This window comes from Streptomyces sp. A012304, assembly GCF_026008495.1.
Lineage (GTDB): Bacteria > Actinomycetota > Actinomycetes > Streptomycetales > Streptomycetaceae > Streptomyces.
In genome coordinates this window covers 56,313-70,675 of record NZ_BQUN01000096.1, presented here as the reverse complement: position 1 = coordinate 70,675, position 14,363 = coordinate 56,313, and the positions used below count along the sequence as shown (strand labels likewise).

Annotated in this window: 12 protein-coding genes; 5 read left to right on the top strand and 7 right to left on the bottom strand. The window is 73.4% G+C overall.

Annotated features, from left to right (window positions below):
• Window positions 1-8 precede the first annotated feature (8 nt).
• Genes ALMP_RS21290 through ALMP_RS21275 form a run of 4 tightly spaced genes read right to left on the bottom strand, consistent with a single transcriptional unit; the run spans window position 9 to window position 5,687 of the window.
• Window positions 9-1,169 (bottom strand): acyl-CoA dehydrogenase family protein, encoded by a 1,161-nt coding sequence (locus tag ALMP_RS21290; protein WP_264930673.1) that lies wholly within the window; start codon window positions 1,167-1,169, stop codon window positions 9-11.
• A complete protein-coding gene (locus ALMP_RS21285) occupies window positions 1,169-2,128 on the bottom strand; it encodes a hydroxymethylglutaryl-CoA lyase (RefSeq protein WP_264930671.1) in 960 nt (319 codons plus the stop codon). The genes ALMP_RS21290 and ALMP_RS21285 overlap by 1 nt, the downstream gene beginning before the upstream one ends.
• Window positions 2,125-4,038, bottom strand: a complete 1,914-nt coding sequence (locus tag ALMP_RS21280) for a biotin carboxylase N-terminal domain-containing protein (RefSeq protein WP_264930670.1) — start codon at window positions 4,036-4,038, stop codon at window positions 2,125-2,127. The genes ALMP_RS21285 and ALMP_RS21280 overlap by 4 nt, the downstream gene beginning before the upstream one ends.
• A gap of 17 nt (window positions 4,039-4,055) precedes the next feature.
• Window positions 4,056-5,687, bottom strand: a complete 1,632-nt coding sequence (locus tag ALMP_RS21275; protein ID WP_264930668.1) for a carboxyl transferase domain-containing protein — start codon at window positions 5,685-5,687, stop codon at window positions 4,056-4,058.
• Window positions 5,688-5,783: 96 nt separating this feature from the next.
• Here ALMP_RS21275 and ALMP_RS21270 point away from each other — a divergent pair, with 96 nt between their 5' ends.
• From ALMP_RS21270 to ALMP_RS21260, 3 genes are all read left to right on the top strand, one after another.
• Window positions 5,784-6,392, top strand: coding sequence for a TetR/AcrR family transcriptional regulator (locus ALMP_RS21270; protein WP_264930667.1), 609 nt, complete (start codon window positions 5,784-5,786; stop codon window positions 6,390-6,392).
• 99 nt (window positions 6,393-6,491) lie between these two features.
• On the top strand, window positions 6,492-7,649 hold the full coding sequence (locus tag ALMP_RS21265) for an acyl-CoA dehydrogenase family protein (protein WP_264930666.1): 1,158 nt from the start codon (window positions 6,492-6,494) through the stop codon (window positions 7,647-7,649).
• Window positions 7,650-7,682: 33 nt separating this feature from the next.
• A complete protein-coding gene (locus ALMP_RS21260; RefSeq protein ID WP_264930663.1) occupies window positions 7,683-8,558 on the top strand; it encodes an acyl-CoA thioesterase II in 876 nt (291 codons plus the stop codon).
• Window positions 8,559-8,562: 4 nt separating this feature from the next.
• Here the strand turns inward: ALMP_RS21260 and ALMP_RS21255 are convergent, their stop codons facing one another.
• Window positions 8,563-9,351 carry a phosphatase gene (locus tag ALMP_RS21255; RefSeq protein ID WP_264930661.1) on the bottom strand — a complete coding sequence of 263 codons (789 nt, stop codon included), beginning with the start codon at window positions 9,349-9,351 and terminating at the stop codon, window positions 8,563-8,565.
• Window positions 9,352-9,413: 62 nt separating this feature from the next.
• Window positions 9,414-10,895 (bottom strand): PucR family transcriptional regulator, encoded by a 1,482-nt coding sequence (locus tag ALMP_RS21250; protein WP_264930660.1) that lies wholly within the window; start codon window positions 10,893-10,895, stop codon window positions 9,414-9,416.
• Between the two features lie 131 nt (window positions 10,896-11,026).
• On the opposite strand from ALMP_RS21250, the gene speB reads away from it, so the two are divergent.
• Both speB and ALMP_RS21240 read left to right on the top strand, forming a co-directional pair.
• Window positions 11,027-11,995 (top strand): agmatinase, encoded by a 969-nt coding sequence (gene speB, locus ALMP_RS21245; RefSeq protein ID WP_264930658.1) that lies wholly within the window; start codon window positions 11,027-11,029, stop codon window positions 11,993-11,995.
• On the top strand, window positions 11,992-13,677 hold the full coding sequence (locus ALMP_RS21240) for a thiamine pyrophosphate-binding protein (RefSeq protein ID WP_264930656.1): 1,686 nt from the start codon (window positions 11,992-11,994) through the stop codon (window positions 13,675-13,677). The genes speB and ALMP_RS21240 overlap by 4 nt, the downstream gene beginning before the upstream one ends.
• Window positions 13,678-13,697: 20 nt before the next feature.
• On the opposite strand, the gene ALMP_RS21235 is transcribed toward ALMP_RS21240, so the two are convergent.
• Window positions 13,698-14,318, bottom strand: coding sequence for a hypothetical protein (locus ALMP_RS21235; RefSeq protein ID WP_264930654.1), 621 nt, complete (start codon window positions 14,316-14,318; stop codon window positions 13,698-13,700).
• Window positions 14,319-14,363 lie beyond the last annotated feature (45 nt).

Below are 14,363 nucleotides of genomic sequence, written 5' to 3'. Positions count from 1 at the left end.
CCGGTGGCTCAGCCCGCCAGCCCCAGCTCGCGCGCGATCAGCATCCGCTGCACCTCGCTCGTGCCCTCGCCGATCTCCAGGATCTTCGAGTCCCGCCACATACGGGCCACCGGGTACTCGTTCATGAAGCCGTAGCCGCCGTGGATCTGCGTGGCGTCCCGGGCGTTGTCGACGGCGATCGTCGACGAGTACAGCTTGGCCAGCGCCGCCTCCTTCTTGAACGGCTCCCCGGCCACCAGCCGGCTGGCCGCGTCCCGCCAGGCCAGGCGGGCGGTGTGCGCCTTCATCTCCATGTCGGCGATCTTGAACTGGATGGCCTGGTTGGCGCCGATCGGCCGGCCGAAGGCGTGACGTTCCTTCGCGTACTTCACCGACTCGTCCACACAGCCCTGCGCCAGCCCCGTCGCCAGCGCCGCGATGGCGATCCGGCCCTCGTCGAGGATGCGCAGGAACTGCGCGTACCCCCGGCCCTCCTCGCCCAGCAGGTTCGCCGCCGGCACCCGCACGTCCGCGAAGGACAGCTCACGGGTGTCCGAGGCGTTCCAGCCGACCTTCGAGTACGGCGCCGCGACCGTGAAGCCGGGGGTGCCGGACGGCACGATGATCGCCGAGATCAGCGGCCTGCCGTCGGGCTTGCGGCCGGTCACCGCGGTGACCGTGACCAGGCCCGTGATGTCCGTGCCGGAGTTGGTGATGAAGCACTTGGTGCCGTTGATCACCCACTCGTCCGTCTCCGGGTCCAGCCGGGCCGTCGTGCGCGTGGCGCCCGCGTCCGAGCCGCCGTCGGGTTCGGTCAGCCCGAACGCGCCCAGGACCTCGCCGGAGCACAGCCGGGGCAGCCACCGCCGCTTCTGCTCCTCGGTGCCGAACAGGTGGATCGGCATCGCGCCCAGGGAGACGCCCGCCTCCAGGGTGATCGCCACCGAGGAGTCGACCCGCGCCAGCTCCTCGAGCGCGATGCCCAGCGCCAGGTAGTCGCCGCCCATGCCGCCGTACTCCTCCGGGAACGGCAGCCCGAACAGGCCCATGCGGCCCATCTCGCGGACGATCTCGTACGGGAACTCGTGCCGCTCGTAGAAGTCGCCGATCTTCGGCGCGACGACATCGTGCGCGAACGCCTCGACCGTCCGGCGGAGTTCTTCGAGTTCGGGGGAGAGACGGTGGTCCATCACTGCTCCTTGGGGTCCTCGTCGGCCTTGTGGGCCAGGGCTCGGACGGTTCGGGACGGGCTGGGCCGGCCCAGGTGGGCGGCCATCCACACACTGGTGGCGGTGAGACGGCCGAGGTCGACTCCGGTGTCGATGCCGAGGCCGCGCAGCATCCACACGAGGTCCTCGGTGGCGAGGTTGCCGGTGGCGGACCTCGCGAACGGGCAGCCGCCGAGGCCGCCCGCGGAGGAGTCGACGGTGGTGACGCCCCGCTGGAGCGCGGCCAGCGTGTTGGCGAGCGCCTGCCCGTAGGTGTCGTGGAAGTGCACGGCCAGCGCGCCGACGGGGATCCGCCCCTCGGCGAGGGCGTCGAGGAGCGCGACGACATGGCCCGGGGTCGCCACCCCGATCGTGTCGCCGAGGCTCAGCTCGTCGCAGCCCATGTCCAGCAGGGCCCGGCAGACCCGGACGACCTGCGGCACGGGGACGGCGCCCTCCCATGGGTCGCCGAAGCACATGGAGACATAGCCGCGCACGGCGGCGCCCTCCGCCTTCGCCCGCTCCACCACCGGGTGGAACATGGCCAGCGACTCGTCCACCGTGCGGTTGAGGTTGGCCTTGGCGAAGGACTCGGTGGCGCTGGCGAACACGGCGACGCGCCGCGCGCCGAGCGCCAGCGCCCGGTCCAGGCCGCGCTCGTTGGGCACCAGCACCGGCAGCTCCACCGGCAGGTCGGTCAGCTGCGGGTACAGCTCCTCGGCGTCCGCGAGCTGCGGCACCCACTTGGGGTGGACGAAGCTGGTCGCCTCGATCGTCGTCAGCCCCGTGGTGGCGAGCCGGCGCACGAACTCGGCCTTCACCGCCGTCGGCACGGTCGCCTTCTCGTTCTGCAGGCCGTCGCGCGCGCCGACCTCGTGGATCCGCACCCGCGCGGGCAGGCCGGGGGCGGGCACGGCCATCGGGAGTCCTCGCACGGTCATCCCTCCTCCTCGTGCGGTGCGATCACGGCCAGCACCTGGTCCATGGCGACGGTCGCGCCGGGGGCGACGTCCAGCTCGGCGACCGTGCCGGCGTGCGGGGCGGAGATGACGTGCTCCATCTTCATCGCCTCCACCACCAGCAGGCTCTGGCCGGCGGCCACCTCGTCGCCGACGGCGACCTTCACCACTGTCACCGTGCCCGGCATCGGCGCGGTCAGCGAGTCGGCGCCAGCGTGCGCGGCCCCGCTCAGGGACGCGGCGACCGGGTCGTGGTCGCGGACCTGCCAGGCGTCGCCGTCCCGGCCCAGCCAGTCGCCGGCCCGCCGGAAGGTGTGCCGGACGCCGTCGAGGGTGACGTGGACATGGGTGTCGGTGACGGTGTGGGTGCCGCGCGGGACGTACTCCACCGGGTCCTGCACCCGCAGGTGGAAGGAGACCGGCTTCGGCGCGCCCCCGAGCCGCCACCCGCTCGGCACCGAGAACGGGTCCGTCCACCCCTCGCCGCGGGGCCGCAGCGCGTCGAGGCGTACGGCGGCGGCGGCCTCGTACACCTCCTCCGGGACGTCGGTGGTGACCAGCTCGTCCACCACCCGCTCCACCAGCCCGGTGTCCAGCTCGCCCGCCACGACCGCCGGATGGGCCAACAGTCGGCGCAGGAACCCGGCGTTGGTCGGCACGCCCAGCGTGACGGTCTCCGCGAGTGCGGCCCGCAGCCTGCGCAGCGCGGTCGCCCGGTCGGGGCCGTAGGCGACGACCTTGGAGAGCATCGGGTCGTAGAGGCTGCCGACCTCGGTGCCCTCGTCGAGCCCGGAGTCGGTGCGGACGCCGTCGCCCTGCGGTTCGTGCAGCCGGAGCACGGTCCCGCCCGACGGCAGGAAGCCGCGCGCGGGGTCCTCCGCGCACAGCCGCGCCTCGATCGCGTGGCCGGTCAGCCGGACGTCGTCCTGCCCGAAGGACAGGGGCTCGCCGGCGGCCACCCGCAGCTGCCACTCCACCAGGTCCAGCCCGGTGACCAGCTCGGTGACGGGGTGCTCCACCTGGAGGCGGGTGTTCATCTCCATGAAGTGGTACGAGGAGGGGTCGCCGCCCGGCACGATGAACTCCACCGTGCCCGCACCCCGGTAGCCGCAGGAGCGGGCCGCCTGCACCGCCGCCTCGCCCATCGCCGCACGCGTCTCGGGGTCGAGGAGCACGCTCGGCGCCTCCTCGACGACCTTCTGGTGCCGGCGCTGGAGGGAGCACTCGCGCTCGCCCAGGTGCACCACCTTGCCGTGGCCGTCGGCCAGGACCTGGATCTCGATGTGCCGGGGCCGGTCGATCCACCGCTCGACGAGGAGGGTGTCGTCGCCGAAGGAGGCGCGGGCCTCGCGGCGGGCGGCGGCGATCTCCTCCTCCAGCCGGGTGAGGTCCCGCACCAGGCGCATGCCCTTGCCGCCGCCGCCCGCGGACGGCTTCAGCAGCACGGGCGCGCCGAGCGCGCGGGCCGCCTCGGCGAGGTCGGGGTCCCGTCCGCCGGGCACCACGGGCACCCCGGCGGCCCGCACGGTCTCCTTGGCGCGGATCTTGTCGCCCATGAGGGAGATCGCCTCCGCCGGGGGCCCGATGAACACCAGCCCCGCGTCGGCGCACGCGCGCGCGAAGTGGGCGTTCTCGGCGAGGAAGCCGTAGCCGGGGTGGACGGCCTGGGCGCCGGTGCGGGCGGCGGCCTCGAGCAGCCGCTCCACCGACAGATAGCTCTCGGCGGCCGGCGCCGGCCCGATCCGTACGGCGGTGTCGGCCTCGCGGACGTGCCGGGCGTCGGCGTCGGCGTCGGAGAAGACGGCGACCGAGCGCACGCCCAGCGCGCGCAGGGTGCGCACGACGCGGACGGCGATCTCACCCCGGTTGGCCACGAGTACGGTGTCGAACATCGGTCCAAGTCCCCCTGTCACATCCGGAAGACGCCGAACTGGGGCGCCGTGTGGTCCCTTTGGGCAAGTGGCGCGTTGCCACAGGCCGTCAGCGCCAGCCCCAGCACCTGCCGGGTCTCCAGCGGGTCGATGACGCCGTCGTCCCAGAGCCGGGCGGTGGCGTAGTAGGCGTTGCCCTGGCGGTCGTACTGCGCGCGGATCGGCGCCTTGAAGGCCTCTTCCTCCTCCACGGACCACTCCTGCTCGCGGGCCTCCATCTGGTCCCGCTTGACGGTGGCGAGGACGGAGGCGGCCTGCTCGCCGCCCATGACGGAGATCTTGGCGTTCGGCCACATCCACAGGAAGCGGGGGGAGTACGCCCGTCCGCACATGGAGTAGTTCCCGGCGCCGTAGGACCCGCCGACCACCACCGTCAGCTTCGGCACGCGCGTGCACGCCACGGCCGTCACCATCTTCGCGCCGTGCTTGGCGATGCCGCCGGCCTCGTAGTCCTTGCCGACCATGAACCCGGAGATGTTCTGCAGGAACACCAGCGGGATGCCGCGCTGGTCGCACAGCTCGATGAAGTGGGCGCCCTTCTGGGCGGACTCGGAGAACAGGATGCCGTTGTTGGCGACGATCCCCACCGGGTGGCCGTGGATCCGGGCGAAGCCGGTGACGAGGGTCTGCCCGAACTCGGCCTTGAACTCGGCGAACCGGGACCCGTCGACCACGCGCGCGATGATCTCCCGTACGTCGTAGGGGGTGCGGGAGTCGACCGGGACCGCGCCGTACAGCCCCAACGGGTCGACCTTGGGCTCGACGGCGGGGCGCACCTCCCAGGGGAGCTGTCCGCCGGAGGGGAGGGTGGCGACGATGTTCCGCACGATCCGCAGCGCGTGCGCGTCGTCCTCGGCGAGGTGGTCGGTGACGCCCGACACGCGCGCGTGGACCTCGCCCCCGCCCAGCTCCTCGGCGGTGACGACCTCGCCGGTGGCGGCCTTCACCAGCGGCGGCCCGCCCAGGAAGATCGTGCCCTGGCCGCGCACGATCACGGCCTCGTCGCTCATGGCGGGCACGTACGCGCCGCCCGCCGTGCACGAGCCGAGGACGGCGGCGATCTGCGGGATCCCCGCCCCGGACATCCGGGCCTGGTTGTAGAAGATCCGCCCGAAGTGCTCCCGGTCGGGGAAGACCTCGTCCTGCATGGGCAGGAAGGCGCCGCCGGAGTCGACCAGGTAGAGGCACGGCAGCCGGTTCTCCAGCGCCACCTCCTGTGCCCGCAGGTGCTTCTTCACCGTCATCGGGTAGTACGTGCCGCCCTTGACGGTGGCGTCGTTGGCGACGATCACGCACGCGCGTCCGCTCACCCGCCCGATCCCGGCGATGACCCCGGCGGCCGGGGCCTGCCCGTCGTACATCCCGTCGGCGGCCAGCGGCGCCAGCTCCAGGAAGGGCGAGCCCGGGTCCAGGAGGGCGTCCACCCGGTCCCGGGGCAGCAGCTTCCCGCGCGCGGTGTGCCGCTCGCGCGCCTTGTCGCCCCCGCCGAGGCGGGCGGCGGCGAGCTTGCCGCGCAGTTCCTCGACGAGGGCGAGGTGGGCTTGCTCGTTGGCCCGCCAGGCCTCCGACGCGGGGTCCGCCGCGCTCGTCAGCTCCGGTGCCTGATCCATCCTTGCGGTCCCCTCAGCCAGTGATCGACTGTTAATGAGCGTTAACCATTTCCTTCAGGTTAACGACCGCTAACCTCCCTGTCTAGAATTGTTCTCATGGCCACCAGAACCGACGCCCCCACCCGCCGCGAGCAGATCCTCAAGGAGGCCGCCCGGCTCTTCGCCGAGCGCGGTTTCCACGGCGTCGGCGTGGACGAGATAGGGGCCGCCGTCGGAATCAGCGGCCCCGGCCTCTACCGGCACTTCCCCGGCAAGGACGCGATGCTCGCCGAGCTGCTGGTCGGCATCAGCGGCCAGCTGCTGACCGGCGCGAAGCGGCGCCTGGGGGAGGCCGACGGAGTCCGTCCCGAGGTGGTCCTCGACTCGCTCATCGAGGGCCACATCGACTTCGCGCTCGACGACCGCCCCCTGATCACCCTGCACGACCGCGAGCTGGACCGCCTGCGCGACAGCGACCGCAAGCTGGTGCGCCAGCTCCAGCGCCAGTACGTCGAACTGTGGGTGGAGGTGGTCCGGCGGGTCTATCCGGCGCTGTCCGAACCGGCGGCCCGCTCGGCCGTCCACTCGGTCTTCGGTCTGCTGAACTCCACGCCGCACCTCGGCCGTCCGGGTGCCCTGCCCGGCCGTGGCGCGACGGCGAGCCTGCTGCACCGGATGGCCCGGGGGGCGTTCGCGGCGGCGGCCGGCACCGCCGGACCGGCGTGACGAGCGTTACCCTCCGATCGATCTGGACGCCCTTCGTACTCGCCGGTACGGTGCTATGAGCAAGCGCTTAGACATGCCGAGGTACGTGGAGGTGGCGGCGTGCGCCGTACGGTGTTCAACGAGGATCACGAGGCGTTCCGGGAGACCCTCCGGGCCTTCATCGAGGCCGAGGTCGTCCCCGTCTACGACGAGTGGCTCGCCGCCGGCCAGGCGCCGCGCGACTTCTACTACAAGCTCGCCGAGCTCGGCGTCTTCGGCATCCGGGTGGACGAGGAGTACGGCGGCGCCGGCATCGACTCCTACAAGTTCGAGGCCGTCCTGTACGAGGAGACCGCCCGCGCCGGCGTCACCTTCGGCGGCTCCGGTGTGCACGTGCTGCTCGGCCTGCCGTACATCAAGCTGCTCGCCACCGAGGAGCAGAAGAAGCGCTACCTGCCGAAGTTCGTCTCCGGCGAGGAGATGTGGGCGATCGCGATGACCGAGCCGGGCACCGGCTCCGACCTCGCGGGCATGAAGACCACCGCCAAGCTCTCCGAGGACGGCACGCACTACGTCCTCAACGGCGCCAAGACCTTCATCACCGGCGGTGTGCACGCCGACCGCATGATCGTCTGCGCCCGCACCTCCGCGCCCACCGCCGAGGACCGCCGCCACGGCATCTCCCTGTTCGTCGTGGACACCAAGGCCGAGGGCTACTCCATCGGCCGCAAGCTCGACAAGCTCGGCCTGAAGACCTCCGACACCGCCGAGCTGGCGTTCGTCGACGTCAAGGTGCCCGTCGAGGACCTCCTCGGCGAGGAGAACAAGGGCTTTTACTACCTCGGCCACAACCTCGCCTCCGAGCGCTGGGGCATCGCCTACGGCGCCTACGCGCAGGCCAAGGCCGCCATCCGGTTCGCCAAGGAGTACGTCCAGCAGCGCACCGTCTTCGGCCAGACCGTCGCCTCCTTCCAGAACACGAAGTTCGAGCTGGCCGCCTGCCAGGCCGAGGTGGACGCCGCCGAGGCCGTCGCCGACCGCGCCACCGAGGCCCTCGACGCCGGTGAGCTGACCCCCGCCGAGGCCGCCAGCGCCAAGCTGTTCTGCACCGAGGTCGCCCACCGTGTGATCGACCGCTGCCTCCAGTTGCACGGCGGCTACGGCTTCATGAACGAGTACCCGATCGCCCGCCTGTACGCGGACAACCGCGTCAACCGCATCTACGGCGGCACCAGCGAGATCATGAAGTCGATCATCGCCAAGGACATGGGCCTGTAGGCCGCCCGCCCCCACCGGCCGGTACAGCGCTCCATGAGCCAGGCACTCCAGGATCTCCTCGATCTGCTCGACCTGGAGCAGATCGAGGAGAACATCTTCCGCGGCCAGTCCCGCTCCGCCGTCGTCCCGCGCGTCTTCGGCGGGCAGGTCGCGGCCCAGGCGCTGGTCGCCGCCGGGCGTACGGTCCCCGCCGACCGGCACGCCCATTCCCTGCACGCGTACTTCCTGCGCATCGGCGACCCGGGCGCGCCCATCGTCTACAACGTCGAGCGCATCCGCGACGGCCGCTCCTTCACCACCCGCCGCGTGGTCGCCGTCCAGCACGGCCGGCCGATCTTCGCGCTGTCGGCGTCCTTCCAGACGGACGAGGAGGGGCTCGAACACCAGGCCCCGATGCCGCCCGCGCCGGACCCGGTCACCCTGCCCACCTCGGCCGAACGGCTGCGCGGCTACGACCACCTCGACCCGGAGATCGTCGAACGGTTCCTGGAGGCCCGCGAGGCGATCGACCTGCGGTACGTCGACGAGCCGCCGTACGGCAGGTTCGGCGAGCCGCGCGAGCCGCACTCGCAGGTGTGGTTCCGCACCAACGGCAAACTCGGCGGCGCCGTGGACGAACCGCTGCTGCACGTCGTGCTCGCCACCTACGTCTCCGACATGACCCTCCTGGACTCCGTCCTGCTCGCGCACGGACGGGGCGGCTGGGCGGTCGGTGACGTCGTCGGCGCCTCCCTGGACCACGCGATGTGGTTCCACCGGCCCTTCCGCGCCGACGAGTGGCTCCTGTACGACCAGGAGTCCCCGTCGACGCACGGCGGCCGGGGCCTGGGCCAGGCCCGCATCTACACGCAGGACGGCCGGCTCGCCGTCTCCGTCATCCAGGAGGGCGTGGTCCGCGTCCCGCGCTGACCCCTCAGGCCAGCCCCGCCTCCGCCAGCAGGTACGCCGTCATCGGGTCGTAGTGGCGGGGGCTGACGACATGGTCGTCGAGCGGCACCGTCACCTGCACGGTGCCCTCGGCCTCCGCGATGAACAGCGCCGGGTCGTTGCAGTCGGCGTACCCGACGGAGTCGACGCCGTGCTGTCCCGCGTAGCCCGCCCAGCCGTGGTCGGCGACGACCAGGTCGGGCAGCGGGGCTCCGACGCGCTCCAGCGCCGTCAGGATGGCCTTCATCGGCTCCCCCGAGTGGGTGTGCCACAGGGTCGCCCCGTGCTCCAGGACCGCCACGTCCGCGAACTGCATGACGTACCCCTCGTCGGTCTGCAACCCGTCCGGGATGACGACGATCTCGCAGCCGGCCGCGCGCAGGGCGGCGGCGGTGGCCCGGTGCACATCGAGCAGGCCGCCCGGGTGCCCGGTGGCGAACAGCACCCGCTGCCGGTCCTCGGCCGCCTTGCGCAGCCGGCCCGCCAGCCGGTCCAGGGCGTCGACGGTCAGCTCCGGGTCGATGGTGTCCTGCCCGTACCGGTACTCGGGGTCGTCGTTGACGCCGGCCCGCTCCGCCATCACCGCGAGCACGTCCTGCTCGTCGCTCCAGCGGTCGCCGAGTTCCAGGCCCAGCCAGTAGTGACGGTTGCCGTTCGCGAGCTGGCGGTAGTGGGAGAGGTTGTTCTCCCGCGGGGTCGCGACGTCCCCCGCGATACGGGTCCGTACGAGGTGGTCGACGAGTTCGACGCGGCTGGGCGTCCCGGGTATCGGCATGGTGTCCATTGTGAGGCAGGCTCCTGTGCACGTCCGCGCTGTTCGGGCCGCTGGGACGTGGGTCACTCAGTGGTGCCGGCGGGTTCCCGCAGCGCGAACCACAACTCCATCCGTACGTCCGGATCGTCCAGGTCCGTCCGCAGCAGCGCGGCGCATCGCGCGATCCGCTGGCGCACGGTGTTGCGGTGCACGCCCAGCGCCACCGCCGTACGGTCCCAGCTGCCGTGCAGGGACAGCCAGGCGCGCAGGGTCTCGGTCAGGGCCGGGGCCGCGGCGACCGGCGTGAGCAGCGCCCGCGCGTGCTCCCTGGCGTCCTCGGGGGCGACCAGGCCGGCGAGGGCGGTGCGGGCGCCGTACCGGACCAGCGGCGCGCGGGTGGCGCGGGCGCGGGCCAGGGCCCGGGCGGCCTGCGCGTCGGCGGCCGGCCAGTCGGCGGGGGCGGCGGGCGCGCTGAGGCCGAGCGTCCACCCCGGCTGCGGGCCGGGCTCCCGCCCGGCGGGCACCAGCACCCGTACGACGCCCTCCGCGAGGTCGACCAGCGGGGAGCCGAGGGCCGCGCCCAGCGCGGAGGCGGCCACGGCGTCCGCCGCGGCGGTGTGTTCGGGCCGGGCGTGCACGACGACACACCGCTCCTCGCCCAGCAGCGGGGCGACCTCCTGCGGTGACGCGCCCAGCAGCAGCCGTACCAGCGCCGACGAGCGGGCCGCTCCCGTGCCGCCGTGCCGCTCACCGGTGAGCAGGGAGAGCAGGACGGCGGCGACGGAGGCGATGGTGTGGTCACCGGGCTCCCGGCGCGGGGCGGCCACCCCCAGCGCGAAGCCCCGGCCCGCGCCGAGCGCGTAGGCGGCCAGATGGGTCCCGGCGGCCGTGGTGTCGCCGGCGGTGGCCGCGCCCCGGGCCGCGAGGACCCGGACCAGCTCGGCCAGCGGCTCGTCCACCGGGTCCCGCGGGCGGCGCCCGGCCCGTGCGACCGGCGCGCCCTCCGGCCCGTACAGCACCGCCCACCCCCCGACCCGCTGCGCCAGCCGCCGCAGCACCGACGGCACCGGGTCCGGGCCGGAGGCGGCGGAGGCGAGACTCTGCTGGGCCTCGGTGACCCGGCGCAGCTCGGCGTGCCGGGCCTGCGCCATGAGCTGCCAGACCGCGCGGGCCACGCCCGAGAACGTCGTCCGCTCCGGCACCTCCAGCAGCGGCAGCCCGTGGGCGTCGCAGGCGGCGACCAGCGCCCGCGGCACGCTGTCGTGCACGGGCGCGAGACCGAACCCGAGGGCCGCGCCGCCCGCCGCCACGATGCGGGAGACGTAGTCGTCGAAGTACGTCCCGGAACCCGCCGCCCGGGGGCCGGGAGCATGCGCCCCCGCCGTCAGCAGCAGCTCGCCGCCCAGCAGGTACGGGTACGGGTCGGTCATCTCCGAGGCGTGCGCCCCGTGGATCACGGTCCCGGGGTCGTCCGGCCCGGCGATCCGCCGCAGCGCCAGGTCCTCGCGGGCCAGCAGCGCCGCCAGCGGCACCGGGGGAGTGGGCGGGACGGCGGGATCGGACACGGTGTGCGTTCCTTACATCAAGGCCACTCTCGATGGAGGAAACGTACACTTCGCAGCCGCGCTCCGGCCACCTAGGGTCGATGCCCGTAGAGTCGTACGCACGCGCCGGAGCGCGGGAAAGAAGGCAGGTCATGAGCAGCAACGAGACGCCCCGCGGGCCGGTCGACTCCTCCCGGATCCCGCGCTACGCCGGCCCCGCGACCTTCGCCCGGCTGCCCCGCCTCGACGAGGTCGGCCGCGCCGACATCGCCGTCGTGGGCGTGCCGTTCGACTCGGGCGTCTCCTACCGGCCCGGCGCCCGCTTCGGCGGCAACGCGATCCGCGAGGCGTCCCGGCTGCTGCGGCCCTACAACCCGGCGCAGGACGCCTCCCCCTTCGCGCTCGCCCAGGTCGCGGACGGCGGCGACATCGCCGTCAACCCGTTCGACATCCACGAGGCCGTGGAGACGGTCGAGGCGGCGGCGGACGAGCTGCTCGGCAGCGGCGCCCGCCTGATGACCCTGGGCGGCGACCACACCATCGCGCTGCCGCTGCTGCGCTCGGTCGCGAAGAAGCACGGCCCGGTCGCCCTGCTCCACTTCGACGCGCACCTCGACACCTGGGACACCTACTTCGGCGCCGAGTACACCCACGGCACGCCGTTCCGGCGGGCGGTGGAGGAGGGCATCCTCGACACCGAGGCGCTCTCGCACGTCGGCACCCGCGGCCCGCTGTACGGCAAGCAGGACCTCACCGACGACGAGAAGATGGGCTTCGGCATCGTCACCTCGGCCGACGTCTACCGCCGGGGCGCCGACGAGGTCGCCGACCAGCTCCGCCAGCGCATCGGCGACCGCCCCCTGTACATCTCCATCGACATCGACTGCCTCGACCCGGCGCACGCGCCCGGCACGGGAACGCCGGAGGCGGGCGGCATGACGTCGCGGGAACTCCTGGAGATCCTGCGGGGGCTCGCCGGGTGCAACCTGGTCTCGGCGGACGTCGTCGAGGTGGCCCCCGCGTACGATCACGCGGAGATCACGTCGGTGGCGGCGTCGCACACGGCGTACGAACTGACCACCATCATGTCCCGGCAGATCGCGGAGGCCCGCGCGAAGTGACGCACGACCACGACCTGGTGCTCCGTCCGACCGCCGCGCAGACGGAGGCCGCGCTCGACCCTCCCCCCGGCCGCACCGGCGGAGACCTGGTCGTGGAGACCCTGGCCGGGCTCGGCGCGACCACCGTCTTCGGCCTGCCCGGCCAGCACGCCCTCGCCCTGTTCGACGCGGTGCGCCGCTCCGACCTGCGGTACGTCGGCCTGCGGGTGGAGAACAACGCCGCCTTCGCGGCGGACGCGTACGGCCGGATCACGGGCGAGGCGGCGCCGCTGCTGCTGTCCACCGGTCCCGGCGCGCTGACCGCGCTGCCCGCGCTCCAGGAGGCGGCGGCGGCCGGCGCGCCGGTCCTGGCGATCTGCGGCCAGGTCCCCACGGCCGGGCTGGGCGGCGGCCGCCACGGCTATCTGCACGAACTCCCCGACCAGGCGGCGTCCTTCCGCGGGGTGGTGAAGTCCGTCCACGTGGTCCGCTCCCCGTCGCAGATCCCCTCCGCGCTCGCGGAGGCCTGGAGGTCGGCGCTGACCGCCCCGCACGGCCCGGTGTGGGTGGAGATCCCGCAGGACGTGCTGCTGGCGCCGACGGTGATCCCGGTGGTGACGGCCCCGGACGCGCTCCCGGAGGACCTGCCCCCGCGCCCCGAACTGACGGCCGTGGCGGCCGACCTGCTGGCCCGCGCCGCCCGTCCGGCGATCATCGCGGGCGGGGGAGTGGTCCGCGCGGACGCGTCGAGGAAGCTCCGTCAGCTGGCGGAGCGGCTCCAGGCCCCGGTGGTGACGACCTTCGGCGGCAAGGGCGCCTTCCCCTGGACGCACCCGCTGTCCCTCCGGTCCTGGCTGGAGGACCGCCACACCACGGACTTCCTGGAGGACGCGGACGTCCTGCTGGTGGTGGGCTCGGGCCTCGGTGAACTGTCGTCCAACTACCACACCTTCAAGCCCCGGGGCCGGGTCGTCCAGATCGAGGCCGACCTCGGGAAGCTGGAGTCCAACCACCCGGCCCTCGGCATCCACGCGGACGCCCGGCTGGCGTTGCAGGCGCTGCTGGAGACGGTGCCGGCCCGCCAGGACGACACGGCACCACAGCGGGTACGGGACCTGCTCGAGCGGGTCGCGCGGCGGATCGCCGCCCAGGACCTCACCCTGGAGCAGGAGGTGCTGGAGTCGGTCCGCCGGGCCCTGCCCGCCGACGCGCCGTCCTTCTGGGACATGACGATCCTCGCCTACTGGGCCTGGTCGGCGTTCGACCCGAAGGGCCCCAACCTCATGCACTCCGCCCAGGGCGCGGGCGGCCTCGGCTACGCGTTCCCGGCGGCGCTGGGCGCGGCGGTGGCCGACCCGACCCGCCCGGTGCTGGCGGTGTCGGGCGACGGCGGCGCCCTGTACTCGATCGCGGAGCTGGCGACGGCCCGTCAGTACGACCTTGACGTCACCTGGCTCATCGTCGACGACGGCGGCTACGGCATCCTGCGCGAGTACATGACCGACGCCTTCGGGCAGACCACGGCGACCGAGCTGACCGGCCCGGACTACGTGGCGCTCGCCGAGTCCTTCGGTGTGCCCGGGGTGCGGACGACCCCGCGGAGCCTGGCGGCGGACCTGGCGAAGGCGCTGGCCTCGGCCGGGCCGTCGGTGGTCGTCCTCCCGGCGGTGCTGCGCATGTTCGCGCCCACCCACCTGGGCTGAGCCCGGCTCGGCGTCCCGGCTCAGCAGAGCCAGAAGAAGATGGTGTCGTCCGTGCGGCCCAGCTTCCGCGCGGTCTCCCACTCCTGCGCCTCGAAGGCCATCAGCTCCGCGAACCTCCGCACCACGTCGGCGAATTCGGGGTCGAGACGGTCGGCCAGCGGCGCGTACGCCGCCGCGAGCGCGCCCGCCCGCTGCGCCGGCAGCACCCCGATCTGCGGGGTGGCGTCACCGGGATGCGGCAGCCGCAGCGGCGGCCCGTTGAACAGGAACGACACCGGCCGCACCTCCGACGGCACACCCCACCGGGCCAGTTCGCCGTCCAGCCGGTAGAACCACGAGGGCCGCGGCCACACCCCGAGGTCGGTGGGGTCGGAGAAGTGCGGCGCCACCGTCTCGTGGAAGGCGTAGGTGTACGAGGGACACAACTGCGCGCTGGGCGTCCCCTCGATCAGCTCCTCCAGCGCCCGGCTCACCGACACGGCAGGCACGACGCCCTGCTCCCGCAGCCGCGCGTCGGCCCTGAGGCACCGGTCCCGCACGATGCCGAGCATCCGTTCCTGCTGCCGCGTCCGCTCCACCGAGGTGAGCAGCCGCACCACACCGCGCATGTCGCCGGTGCTCATCTCCAGGCAGTGGCCCATGACCTCTTCCCCGCTCCCGTTGTCGTTCCCACGCGTCGCACGACC

What these genes read in the sequence shown, in the direction of transcription:
- ALMP_RS21290 (WP_264930673.1), bottom strand. Translation starts at nt 1,169, where the DNA reads ATGGACCACCGTCTCTCCCCCGAACTCGAAGAACTCCGCCGGACGGTC.
- ALMP_RS21285 (WP_264930671.1), bottom strand. Translation starts at nt 2,128, where the DNA reads ATGACCGTGCGAGGACTCCCGATGGCCGTGCCCGCCCCCGGCCTGCCC.
- ALMP_RS21280 (WP_264930670.1), bottom strand. Translation starts at nt 4,038, where the DNA reads ATGTTCGACACCGTACTCGTGGCCAACCGGGGTGAGATCGCCGTCCGC.
- ALMP_RS21275 (WP_264930668.1), bottom strand. Translation starts at nt 5,687, where the DNA reads ATGGATCAGGCACCGGAGCTGACGAGCGCGGCGGACCCCGCGTCGGAG.
- ALMP_RS21270 (WP_264930667.1), top strand. Translation starts at nt 5,784, where the DNA reads ATGGCCACCAGAACCGACGCCCCCACCCGCCGCGAGCAGATCCTCAAG.
- ALMP_RS21260 (WP_264930663.1), top strand. Translation starts at nt 7,683, where the DNA reads ATGAGCCAGGCACTCCAGGATCTCCTCGATCTGCTCGACCTGGAGCAG.
- ALMP_RS21255 (WP_264930661.1), bottom strand. Translation starts at nt 9,351, where the DNA reads ATGCCGATACCCGGGACGCCCAGCCGCGTCGAACTCGTCGACCACCTC.
- speB (WP_264930658.1), top strand. Translation starts at nt 11,027, where the DNA reads ATGAGCAGCAACGAGACGCCCCGCGGGCCGGTCGACTCCTCCCGGATC.
- ALMP_RS21235 (WP_264930654.1), bottom strand. Translation starts at nt 14,318, where the DNA reads ATGGGCCACTGCCTGGAGATGAGCACCGGCGACATGCGCGGTGTGGTG.